Origin of the sequence: Acinetobacter lactucae (genome assembly GCF_013344765.1) — a bacterium.
GTDB lineage: Bacteria > Pseudomonadota > Gammaproteobacteria > Pseudomonadales > Moraxellaceae > Acinetobacter > Acinetobacter lactucae_A.
The window spans coordinates 1-11,609 of sequence record NZ_JABVBF010000111.1 but is presented as its reverse complement, the minus strand read 5'-3'; the positions used below and the strand labels follow the sequence as shown (position 1 = coordinate 11,609).

Sequence of the window (11,609 nt, the reverse complement as noted above, 5' to 3'; positions counted from 1 at the left end):
GATCTATTCAACCGTAATTGTTACTAAATATATTTTTTTTTGTTGGTCGGAAGATTCTAACTAAAAAAATAAGAGCTACAAAGAGGAAATAGAGCGGTTCTATGGTGGCTTTAGGCATTCTCTAATTGTTATGTTGTACAATAGGTCTTGATAAAATTGGTAATTGCTGACGCATAAACCCAACACATCTATATGTTTTTTATGGCACTCTAATTCGACTTAGGTTGGCTATGAGCACGATAAAAAGGATATTTATATGATAAATAAGTGTAAGTACCATAGCTTAATTTGTTTTAATCGTTAAGATAGAAACCTGAACACATCCATTCTGTTGATGCTAAAACATAGAAAAGCCCATGAAAGACAAGCCGACATTAACTTATCAATTGCCGACTCAGTCCTGTTGGACGCACACATGGATAAAACCGCCTTTTTGTCATCCAGAATTGGGCCATGAAAAAGATACACGTTTTTATAATCAGCAGCCTAGATCGCCTGCACGAGGATCAAAAGAGCTATTGCGTTGGTTAGCTACGCGTGAGTCTTTTACTTGGAAAGTGGATATTCAAAGTGAATATGAAACTCGTGTAAATACCGCTGTAGCATTGCCTCAAAACCGACCTCAGGCAGATCTAGACGATTGGCAAGTTTGGTTTGTTGGGCATGCAACGGTATTGATTCAGATTGGGCCTTATAACTTTATTACCGATCCGGTATGGTGTGATTACGCAAGTCCTTTACAGGGTCGGGGACCACGTCGTGTATGTCCAGCAGGTTTTGCACTAGAACAATTGCCGACCATTCATGGAGTTCTACTCAGTCATAATCATTATGATCATATGGACTTGGCGACACTTGAATGGCTACATAAAAAATTCGCAATGCCAATTTACACTGGACTCGGGAATGGGTTTTACCTACCGAAAGAGTTTCATGTCATTGAGATGGATTGGTGGCAAGAAATTCCTTACCACGAATTAAGAATCATCTATACGCCTGCACAGCATGGTTCAGGTCGTGGTTTACGTGACCAGAATAAAGCACTTTGGGGTGGCTTTTCGGTTGTGGCTAAAACAGGTCATTGTTTTTTTGCGGGTGATACCGGTTATGCGGGGCACTTTAAGCAAATTCATGCACGTTATGGTGCACCACGTGTTGCTTTACTTCCGATCGGAGCTTATGAACCTCGCAAGTTAATGAGTTATGTTCACATGAATCCTCAAGATGCTGTGCATGCACATTTAGATTTGCAAGCTCATCGTTCTGTTGCAATTCATTATCGGACTTTCCAGTTGACTGATGAAGACCGAGATGATCCAGAACATGCTCTAAGTCAAGCCATTAAAGCTTCTTCAAAACTTGCTAATCCTTTTTATTGTATTCGAGAAGGTCATAAATTAACTGTCTAAAACCTTATTCTTCCATATAAAAAAGCCAGTTTAATTTGAACTGGCTTTTTATTATTTTGGCTTAAATTAAGCTAAGTCAAAACGGTCAAGATTCATGACTTTAGTCCATGCTGCAACAAAGTCTTGAACAAATTTTTCTTTACCATCTACCTGAGCATACACTTCGGCCAATGCACGTAAGATTGAGTTTGAACCGAAGACTAAATCATTACGTGTTGCGGTAAATTTTACTGCGCCTGTTTTACGGTCTTTGCCTTCGAATACTTCACTTGTTGAATCAACAGGTGCCCATACAGTGGACATGTCGAGTAAGTTTGTAAAGAAGTCTGTGCTAAGTACACCAACTTGCTGAGTGAATACACCGTGTTGTGATCCATCCCAGTTAGTGCCTAGTACGCGTAAACCACCAATTAATGCAGTTAACTCTGGCGCAGTCAAGGTTAACTGTTGGGCTTTATCAATTAATAAAGCTTCAGTTGCTGCGCTGATGCCGTCTTTTTTCCAATTTCTAAAACCGTCAGCAAGACCGAGCAGTAATTGGAAAGCTTCGACATCAGTTTGACTTTGTAAGGCATCAACACGACCAGGTGCAAAAGGAACGCTAATGTTGAAACCTGCTGCTTGAGCAGCTTGTTCTACGCCAACGTTACCTGCAAGTACGATTAAATCAGCCAATGACAGTTGAGTTGAGGCTTTGAGTTCTTCAATTTTAGTTAAAGTCTCCACAGCTTTTTTGTTTACTTCCCATTCACGTTGTGGTGATAAAGCAATACGTGCACCGTTTGCACCACCGCGCTTGTCTCCACCACGGAAAGTTGACGCGGAAGCCCAGCCAAGAGAAACCAACTCACCAGCAGATAGCCCTAGTGCAACAATTTTTGCTTTTGCATCATCAATGCTGGCAGGGGATGGTATAGCACTAGCAACTGGTAATGGATCTTGCCAAATTAAATCTTCAGCCGGAACTTCAGGACCTAAATAACGTGCTTTTGGTCCCATATCACGGTGAGTTAATTTAAACCATGCACGCGCAAAGGCATTGGCAAAGGCTTGTGGATCGTTAAGGAAGCGACGAGAGATCTTTTCAAACTCAGGATCAAAACGTAAGGTCAAGTCTGTAGTAAGCATTGTTGGCTTACGTTTAACTGATGGATCGAATGGATCTGGAATGATTGCCTCAGCATCTGCTGCTACCCATTGAATTGCGCCAGCAGGTGAACGTTCTTGTACCCACTCGTATTTGAATAGGTTTTCAAAGAAGTAGTTGCTCCATTGGGTTGGAGTTTGTGACCAAATCACTTCTAAACCTGAAGTAATCGCATCTTTACCAACACCAGTACCAAAGCTGTTTGACCAGCCAAAGCCCATTTGTTCAATTGGTGCTCCTTCAGGATCAGCCTGAACATGTTCAGCAGAGCCAGCGCCGTGGGTTTTACCTAAGGTATGACCGCCTGCGATCAAGGCAACAATTTCTTCATCATCCATTGCCATATTGCCGAAAGTCGCACGAATAAACGGCGCAGCTGATCTTGGATCACCGCTGGCTTGTGGACCTTCAGGGTTTACATAAATTAGACCCATTTCAGTTGCAGCGAGATTACTTCCTTCTAAAGCTTCTGAGTTACGATGAGCTAACCATTCTTTCTCATCGCCCCAGTTTACGTCGTTGTCTGGTTCCCAAACATCTTCACGCCCTGCACCGAAACCGAAGGTACGGAAGCCTGAAGATTCAAGTGCAATGTTTCCAGCAAGAATAAATAAGTCTGCCCATGATATTTTTTGACCGTATTTTTGTTTAACTGGCCAGAGTAGGCGGCGTGCTTTATCTAGGCTTGCATTGTCAGGCCAACTATTTAATGGCGCAAAACGTTGTTGACCACGACCAGCACCACCACGGCCATCGCCCATACGATATGTGCCGGCAGCATGCCATGCTAATCGGATAAATAAGCCTGTATAACTTCCCCAATCGGCTGGCCACCAATCTTGAGAATCGGTTAACACATTTTTGATATCAGCTTTGAGTGCGTAATAGTCGAGTTTTTTAAATTCTTTGCGGTAATCAAAATCTTTACTAAGTGGATTAGAACGTTCTGAATGTTGATTCAGTAAATCAACGCGTAGTTGTTTTGGCCACCAGTGTAAACTAGGCGTGCCGCCACCGACCGTTACCTCTGGTTTTGATTTATGGCCTGAAAAAGGGCATTTTGATTCGTCTGACATGGTTATATTCTCTCTGGGTAATAATTATTGAGCTCTTAGTAAAATGTTAGGGCTCATTTTCCTGGACTTCTGGTTTAAAAACTCATGTTTATCAAATAAAGTAATGAGAGAACAAATGGTGAGAGAAACTGTTTAAAAGTCTTTTCACTGAGATGTCTGCCCATTATTTTTTATTTAATAATGCATCAGATTCCTTTAATTGTTATTCCTCCAATTTACTGTATGAAGGTTAAAAAACAAGAGGAAAAATAAGATGAAACTTGTAAATAACGATGCATGGAATTACCTCTTCAATTGTTGGAACAACGTAAGATCTTTTAATAACGCTCTATAAACATACTAGAAGTAGGCGTCTTATTTTTCAAATGGATTAAACTGTCAGTATTAATTTAAAAAACCGATTATGTGTTTTTTCAAAAGATTAAGGGGAGATCAATAGTGAAAAGAAGTTTTTTATATTTATTTAGTGGTGGTAGAAACTATTTCAAAATAAATAAAGGAGAGCATTGCTCTCCTTTGTTGTTTATATATTAAACATTTACGATTCGATTTGATTTGACCATGTCCGCTAGGCCATGAGTTTTAAAATAGTACTCAAGCCAGCTTTTCACGATGAGCGGATTATTCATTTTCATGACATCATCCAGCAACTTTTGTGCGTCTGTCATAGGTACATGGCAAATTGCTTTTCGTACTCGCAAAATGTTACTCGAGCTCATTGAAAGGGTATTAAAGCCCATTGCCATAAGCAGAATTGCTGATAATGGATCACCCGCCATTTCACCACAGATACTGATAGGTTTTTTGTATTCATGGCATTCTTTAACTAAGCGAGTCAGCGCACGTAGAATGGATGGATGGAAGTGCGAGTAAACGTTGGCCACATGTGGATTATTACGGTCAACTGCAAGTAAATATTGAGTTAAGTCATTTGAACCGACCGAGAAGAAATCGACGAGTTCAGCAAATTCATCAATTTGTAGAAGTACGCTCGGCACTTCAACCATAATCCCAATTTTTGGTTTGGTAATTTTAACTTGCTCTTCTTCTTGCACGGCAATCCAGTCACGCTCAAGTAAGTAAAGTACCTCTTCGACTTCACTGACTGTCGTCACCATTGGCAATAAAATATGCAGATTATTTAAACCAATACTGGCTTTGAGCATGGCGCGAATTTGAGACGAAAAAATCTCGGGATGATCAAGCGTGAAACGAATACCACGCCAGCCTAATGCCGAGTTTTCTTCTTCTATACTGAAATACGGTAAGTCTTTATCGGCACCAATATCAAGAGTTCGCATCACCACAGGTTTGTTGGCGAAGTGGCTTAACTGTTGACGGTAGATTGCACGTTGTTCTTCTTCACCTGGGAAACGTTCACGTAACATGAATGGAATTTCACTTCGGTATAGACCCACACCTTGCGCGCCGCGTTGTACTCCGCGGACAACATCAATCATGAGACCCGTATTCACATAAAGTTGAACAGACACACCATCTGGAGTAATCGCTTCTTTGGTCTCGTATTGTTTAAGATCTTTTGCGATCTGTTCATCTTCTTTTTGAATTTCTTTATAACGTTGGCGTAAACGACGTGGTGGATTAACAAAAACACGGCCCTGATAGGCATCCACAATCATTTCTGCATCATCAAGTGTGTTCACTGGCAGTTCGGTTACACCAACCACAGTTGGAATACCTAAAGCACGAGCCACAATCACCATATGTGAGTTGGCTGCACCTTCTGAGGTTACAATTGCAGCAATGTTGTCTACAGGCAGCTCTACGAGTGCCGCAGTACTAATTTCTTCACCAATTAAAATACTGTCTGGGCTTAGTTCACGGTGGCTAGAATCTTCTTCTTGCAATGAGGCCAAAATACGTCGACCTAAATCTTTAAGATCAGAAACTCGCTCACGAAGATAGTCATCTTCCATTTGTGCAAATAAGGCAGTATGTTTTTCAATCACACGGCGTACTGCACCTTGTGCCCAATGCCCGTCACGAATAAGTTCTTTAATTTCTGCTGGTAACGCATTTTCATCTAGCATTCTTAAGAAAACACTAAATAAAGCGCGTTCTTCTGCCATTAATGAATCATGCATTTTTTCATCAAGAGAGCGAATCTCTGAACGAACTGATGAAATGGCTTGATCTAGAAGTCGAAGTTCATGACTAATATCTTCTGCTTCACGGTCAGGTACTGAGGCTAAATCGGCAGGTGGATATAAAATAATAGCGCGGCCTAAAGCAACACCGCCTGCACCTGAAGCACCTTGAAAGGTTTTATAGGCAGGGCCATTACTTGGTTTACGAAATACGTCAATATTTCCAACTGCGTGAGCGTGAGCAATAACTCCAGAAAGCTGAGCACACAGAGTGACTAAAAATGACTCAGCTGCTTCGCTAAAATCTTGAGGAAGTTTGTTTTGTACAACCAAAACGCCCATAACCTTACGGCGATACATGACAGGTACGCCAAGGAATGAGTTATAAATTTCTTCGCCTGTTTCAGGTAAATACAAGAAACGCTCATGTTTTGGTGCATTGTCAAGGTTAACAATTTCTTCACGCTGCCCGACCAGACCGACCAAGCCTTCACCGAGTTGCAGTGAAACATGGCCCACAGATTCTGGATTTAGGCCTTTAGAGGCCATTAATACATAGCGCTGGTTGCGTTCATCGAGTAAATAAATAGAGCAAACATCCACTTTCATAGCCTCAGCAACCTGATTGACCATGATGTCTAACGATTCATGCAAACTGACGGACGCATTAACCTCTTGGACAATGCGCCGTAAAGTGTCGAGTTGCATGTTTGACATGGATGTATACTCCAGTATTTTTTTAGACTATGAATGTATTTATAACAGCACTTTCAATAAAAATCATTTGCTAGATAAATGATTTTTAGGGTAATTGTTGCATCGGCAACTGTGTACACAACTCCACCATGGCTTTACGGTAAACATCACGCTTGAAGTTCACCACTTGTCCAAGAGGATACCAATAGCTAACCCACTGCCATTCATCGAATTCGGGCGGGTCGGAGAGGTTTAACTGAATATTTTTTGCAGACGCAGTTAACTTCAGTAAAAACCATTTTTGTTTCTGTCCGATACATACGGGGTCAGAGTCTGACCGAATGTACCGATGTGGCAAACGATAACGCAGCCATCCTTTGGTTTGCGCAATAATCTGGACATGTTCGGGCAATAAGCCGATTTCTTCTCTCAGTTCTCGAAAAAGTGCCTGTTCAGGGGTTTCTCCAAACTGGATGCCTCCTTGTGGAAATTGCCAAGCATTGTGACCAATGCGCTTTGCCCATAAAACCTGTCCATCATCGTTTGCCAAAATGATCCCGACATTCGGTCGGAAACCTTCTGAATCGATCATTTGGCTACCTAAATATTGTCTATATCGTTGACTTTAATCGCGGGGACAAACACTTTTTTATGTCCAGCTCGAAAAGATCAAAGTAAAATGTTTAAATTGCTACGATCTTAACGAATTTCTATCGACTAGCGGAGATAGATTTACATTTTTTTTCTTAAATTTCAGTTTAAACGAGAATTTTCATGAAACTGGCGTTGTTTGATTTAGACCATACCTTGTTAAATACCGATTCAGACCATTCTTGGGGTGAATTTTTAGTCAATGAAGGTTTGGTTGATCCGGTTCATCATCGTCAGATGAATGATAAATTTTATGAAGATTACAAAGCAGGGCAACTTGACCCATATGCTTATAATGAATTTGTCTTTGGATTTTTAACACAGCATGACAATAACTACTTAACAGAGCTCCACCAATTGTTCATGCAAAAAGTGATTCGTCCGCAAATGCGCCCAAAAGGTTTTGACGCAATCAAAAAACATCAAGATTTAGGTCATACCATTGTTGGTATTACGGCAACAAGTGATTTTATTACTGCGCCGATATTCCGTGAATTTGGTATTACTGAAATTTTAGCGACTAATGCTGAAGTGGCTGACGGAAAATATACGGGTAAAGTTGCGGGTTTAGCGTGTTATCAAAAAGGTAAACTTACACGCCTCGACGATTGGTTGGAAGGCCGTAGCGTGTCTGAGTCATGGGCTTATTCTGACTCAATTAATGACCGTTTCTTACTGGAATACGCAACGCATGCGATTGCGGTAAATCCTGATGACCGTCTTGAAAAACTGGCTCAAGAACATAACTGGGATATTCAGGACTGGTCGATTTAAGACTTTTGAGTTGGAAGAGTGGCCCTGAAAAGCGTTAATGTCTTCCAACTCTTAATAAATTATATTTAAAATCATTTTTTAATATTTCTTATAAATCTTAGTTCAAAACTAGATATTGATATGTCTAACAAAGAATAAATTTTATCTTGGTGAAGATTTAAGAATATAAAAAAATTTAATTTAAAAATGAGGGAATAATGCCAAAAACAGCACAAATTAAATTACCAAAACAGCTTTGGAATGATGAAAGTATTGATTTAACACGTCATAGCTATCAGGCGAAATTACTTAATAAAAGCGAAGGCTTTAAGCTGGGTAAGGCTCAACGCAAAAAAGTACCACGTGAACAGCTATCAAAGCTTTCTGAACGACCAAAAGGTATTACTGCTTTAACGATCTATGATTGGAGTAATCAAGGACGTTTAGAGCAGCTCAAACCGATTCGTGCAAAACGAATGAGCATTTCACCGTTTACATTTTATCGTGGTATGCCTTCTTTGATGCTGTTTGATCAGGCTTGGGAGCAGGTAAATTCAGGTTTATTTCAACAGATTTGTGGCGATTGTCATTTAAGTAATTTTGGTGGGTTTGCTAGCCCGGAACGCAACTTGTTGTTTGGAATTAATGATTTTGATGAGACTTTGGTTGCCCCATTTGAATGGGATTTAAAGCGTTTAGCAACCAGTTTTGTGATTGCGGCTCGTGATATTGATCTTGCAGATAAAGTGGGTTTAAAAGCAATTAAAACGATGTTGAATAGTTATCGTCAGCACTTATTAGAAAATACGAAACTTTCGCCTCTACAAGTTTGGTATGAAAAAGTTGATGCCAGTACCTTATTAGAAAACACTGAATGCCGAAAACTGAGAAAGAAACGTGCGAAGCATCTTGATTCAGCACAAAAGAGAAATGCATATTCTGTTTTACCGAAGCTCACACAGCAAGATCAAGATACAGGATTTCGTCATTTTGTGGATGATGTACCGTTATTATGGCATCCAAAGGCAGATGAACCGTTCAGTAAAGATGTTGATGTATTCTTTAAGCAATATCGTGATTCTTTGAAATATGATCGCCAAGTACTTTTTGATCGTTATCAACGAACCGATGTGGCTTTGAAAGTGGTTGGTGTCGGAAGTGTGGGTACACGATCCGCGATTGCATTATTTCAGGACGCAGATCGGGAACCGTTAATTTTACAAATGAAAGAAGCGAATCCATCGATTCTTAGTCCGTTATTTGTAGAAAAAGTAAAACATGAAGGCGAGCGCGTGGTACATGGTCAGCAACTCATGCAAGCTGCTAGTGATATCTTCCTTGGATTCTCTTCAACCCCCAATCAACATTTTCATGTACGTCAGTTACGTGATATGAAAATCTCGGTTGATCTTAGTGATATGGATGATGAATATTTCAATGAGTATGCTGAAAGTTGTGGTTTGGCTTTAGCTCATGCCCACGCTAAGTCTGGAAATGCGGATGTACTTATGGGATATCTTGGCGAAGGCAGTACGATTGTGGAAGTATTACAAACATATGCAGAGGAATATGCACAGCGCAATCTAAATGACTATCAGCAATTTATGAATGAGGTTGCAGATGGTAAGATTCAGCTCGCTGGAGATGAGGCGCTTTAATAATAAGTATGCTGCTACAGATGACATGAAATAATTCGAAAGGTTAGAGAAAAAATGTTTAATAAAATTATGTCTGGTTTGGGCCTTCAAGGTGTGACTGTAGAAACTGTTTTGCAGAACCCAAGCTTGCAGGCAGGCACCACATTGCATGGTGAAATTAGCTTTAAAGGGGGATCATCTGATAAAGAGATTAATGGTCTTTATTTGCAATTGGTGACGATGGCAGAAGTTGAATCTGGTGATCATGAGTTTAATCAGCCTTTAGTTTTGCAAGAGTGGTTAGTAAACTCTCGATTCCTATTACCAGCACATCAAGCGCATTCTTTCCCTTTTAGTATTCAACTACCATTTGAAACACCGATTACAGAAGTTGCTTGTCGACGAAATGGTGCACGTGTTTGGATTCAAACCCATATGGATGTTGATTGGGGATTAGATGCAACTGACCGTGATTATCTAAAGGTTCTGCCAACTCCAGCTATGGAAATGTTTCTACAGGCTATGCAGCGATGTGGCTTTAGCTTATCAACTGTCGATGTAGAAAAAGGTCAACTTACTGCGCGAAATTTTAGGTCAACCATCGGTTGCTACCAAGAGCTTGAATTTGTCTCGTCGCACATGTTTAGTGGATTTAATGAGGTGGAAGTTTCTTTCGTTGCCGAGCCTAATCAAACTCACGTGATGCTTGAAGTAGATCGTCACTTTCGATCAGATCAACTATTAACGATGACCATTTCTCATCATATGCTTGACGTAAATCAAATGGTGCAACAAATCAGAAGCCTCTTAAAGCTTGGATAAATTAAATTAGAGGCTTAAATAGAGCCTTTTAGGCATCCTGCATCATTTTAATCAACTCCTGCATGGCTCTAGATTGAGTACGTGCAGGATGCCACACCATGCCTAATTGACGATTCATCTCAACATTTAAATCAAGTTGTTGCATATCCTGATTCAACAGAGTTTTGGGTAAAACTGACCAACCTAAACCAATCGACACCAACATGCGAATAGACTCAAGAGGGTTATTGCTCATGGTGATTTTTGGCTTGAGTCCTTGTTTTTCAAACTCAGCTAAAGTGATTTGAGCAGTATAAGTTTGTGCGGCGGGTAATAAGCTTGGATATTCAATTAAATCTTGTAGGGTAAGATTCTTCTTTTGTGCCAGTGGATGAAAAGGAGCGGCAACAAAAACTAAAGGGTCATTCCAGATGGTAATGTAGTTAAGGCGCTCATCTCCTGAAGGAGGAAGTGTTAAGAATGCTAGCTCTAAATCACCAGCCAATACTTGTTCATGCGCTTGCTCTGAATCAACAAAATGTACATCTAAAGTGACTTGAGGAAATTGCTGAACAAAATGCTTAAGCGGTGCAGGTAAATGATGCAAACCAATATGGTGACTTGTACCGACTTTTAAGCGGCCTTGTACCTGAGTTTGTTCATGGCTAAGTGTATGGTGGATCTCACCCAACTCATTTAACCAGTTTTTAACTTTAGGTAGTAACGAATGTGCAGCATGAGTTGCCTGAACACCTCGGCCTGCGGATTCAAATAGCTTTACGCCAAAATATTCTTCTAAGCTGTGGATTCGTTTGGTTACGGCAGGCTGAGTAATAAATAATTGATCTGCTGCCACAGAGATAGACCCTGTTTCCATAACTTTTACAAAAGCTTCAAAGGCTGCAAGATTCATAATACAACTCAACTTGGAATAGAAAAATCAAGAGGCTAAAGTTGCCAAGCCAAAATCGTATCATGCTTGCAGCGGAACGAGTGAGAAAGTTATGAATTACCGCACTAATCTTAACCTAAGCCGTTGTTTCTTTTTCGGCTAAAGCTGCTACGCGGCGATCTTTAGCTGCCCATACTTTTTCATGGAAGAAAAAAGCGAAAGCTTGTACGGTTGGTTCAAGCATACTTAATGTTAAAGCCATCCAGATATTACCTGTTACAAAGTATGCAACTAGCATCGCTACACTAATATGCATAATGTAATAACTTAAGGTTTTCTTTAAAGTACGTTGATTATTTACAACGAATTTTTGAATATTAGCCATGATCATTCTCTTTAGCCACTTTGGATATTTTTAGTATAGGCATTAGAGTATAAG

Annotated in this window: 9 protein-coding genes; 4 read left to right on the top strand and 5 right to left on the bottom strand. The window is 40.2% G+C overall.

Annotated elements, in window-relative coordinates; genetic code table 11:
- Window positions 1-356: 356 nt before the first annotated feature.
- Entirely contained in the window at window positions 357-1,409 is a 1,053-nt protein-coding gene (locus HUN22_RS11730; RefSeq protein ID WP_174729485.1) for an MBL fold metallo-hydrolase, read from the top strand.
- 66 nt (window positions 1,410-1,475) lie between these two features.
- Here HUN22_RS11730 and katG read toward each other — a convergent pair whose 3' ends face one another.
- The 3 genes from katG to HUN22_RS11715 all read right to left on the bottom strand — a co-directional run bounded on the left by katG (window position 1,476) and on the right by HUN22_RS11715 (window position 7,028).
- Entirely contained in the window at window positions 1,476-3,632 is a 2,157-nt protein-coding gene (katG, locus tag HUN22_RS11725; protein WP_174729482.1) for a catalase/peroxidase HPI, read from the bottom strand.
- A gap of 530 nt (window positions 3,633-4,162) precedes the next feature.
- Window positions 4,163-6,457 carry a phosphoenolpyruvate--protein phosphotransferase gene (gene ptsP, locus HUN22_RS11720; RefSeq protein ID WP_174729479.1) on the bottom strand — a complete coding sequence of 765 codons (2,295 nt, stop codon included), beginning with the start codon at window positions 6,455-6,457 and terminating at the stop codon, window positions 4,163-4,165.
- Between the two features lie 85 nt (window positions 6,458-6,542).
- Window positions 6,543-7,028, bottom strand: a complete 486-nt coding sequence (locus HUN22_RS11715; protein ID WP_016144233.1) for an RNA pyrophosphohydrolase — start codon at window positions 7,026-7,028, stop codon at window positions 6,543-6,545.
- A 182-nt stretch (window positions 7,029-7,210) separates the two neighbouring features.
- On the opposite strand from HUN22_RS11715, the gene HUN22_RS11710 reads away from it, so the two are divergent.
- The 3 genes from HUN22_RS11710 to HUN22_RS11700 all read left to right on the top strand — a co-directional run bounded on the left by HUN22_RS11710 (window position 7,211) and on the right by HUN22_RS11700 (window position 10,299).
- On the top strand, window positions 7,211-7,861 hold the full coding sequence (locus tag HUN22_RS11710; protein WP_174729476.1) for an HAD family hydrolase: 651 nt from the start codon (window positions 7,211-7,213) through the stop codon (window positions 7,859-7,861).
- Window positions 7,862-8,058: 197 nt separating this feature from the next.
- A complete protein-coding gene (locus HUN22_RS11705; protein WP_174729473.1) occupies window positions 8,059-9,498 on the top strand; it encodes a DUF2252 domain-containing protein in 1,440 nt (479 codons plus the stop codon).
- A gap of 54 nt (window positions 9,499-9,552) precedes the next feature.
- Complete coding sequence (locus HUN22_RS11700) at window positions 9,553-10,299, top strand: sporulation protein (RefSeq protein ID WP_031947264.1); 747 nt, start codon at window positions 9,553-9,555, stop codon at window positions 10,297-10,299.
- Window positions 10,300-10,327: 28 nt separating this feature from the next.
- Here the strand turns inward: HUN22_RS11700 and HUN22_RS11695 are convergent, their stop codons facing one another.
- Both HUN22_RS11695 and HUN22_RS11690 read right to left on the bottom strand, forming a co-directional pair.
- Window positions 10,328-11,191: a LysR family transcriptional regulator gene (locus tag HUN22_RS11695; RefSeq protein ID WP_174729470.1), complete on the bottom strand. Its 864-nt coding sequence runs from the start codon at window positions 11,189-11,191 to the stop codon at window positions 10,328-10,330.
- Between the two features lie 115 nt (window positions 11,192-11,306).
- Window positions 11,307-11,561, bottom strand: a complete 255-nt coding sequence (locus HUN22_RS11690) for a DUF2061 domain-containing protein (RefSeq protein WP_025470541.1) — start codon at window positions 11,559-11,561, stop codon at window positions 11,307-11,309.
- Window positions 11,562-11,609 lie beyond the last annotated feature (48 nt).

Excerpts from the sequence above, each read along its gene's own strand:
- HUN22_RS11730 (WP_174729485.1), top strand. The coding sequence starts at position 357 with ATGAAAGACAAGCCGACATTAACTTATCAATTGCCGACTCAGTCCTGT.
- katG (WP_174729482.1), bottom strand. The coding sequence starts at position 3,632 with ATGTCAGACGAATCAAAATGCCCTTTTTCAGGCCATAAATCAAAACCA.
- ptsP (WP_174729479.1), bottom strand. The coding sequence starts at position 6,457 with ATGTCAAACATGCAACTCGACACTTTACGGCGCATTGTCCAAGAGGTT.
- HUN22_RS11715 (WP_016144233.1), bottom strand. The coding sequence starts at position 7,028 with ATGATCGATTCAGAAGGTTTCCGACCGAATGTCGGGATCATTTTGGCA.
- HUN22_RS11710 (WP_174729476.1), top strand. The coding sequence starts at position 7,211 with ATGAAACTGGCGTTGTTTGATTTAGACCATACCTTGTTAAATACCGAT.
- HUN22_RS11705 (WP_174729473.1), top strand. The coding sequence starts at position 8,059 with ATGCCAAAAACAGCACAAATTAAATTACCAAAACAGCTTTGGAATGAT.
- HUN22_RS11700 (WP_031947264.1), top strand. The coding sequence starts at position 9,553 with ATGTTTAATAAAATTATGTCTGGTTTGGGCCTTCAAGGTGTGACTGTA.
- HUN22_RS11695 (WP_174729470.1), bottom strand. The coding sequence starts at position 11,191 with ATGAATCTTGCAGCCTTTGAAGCTTTTGTAAAAGTTATGGAAACAGGG.
- HUN22_RS11690 (WP_025470541.1), bottom strand. The coding sequence starts at position 11,561 with ATGATCATGGCTAATATTCAAAAATTCGTTGTAAATAATCAACGTACT.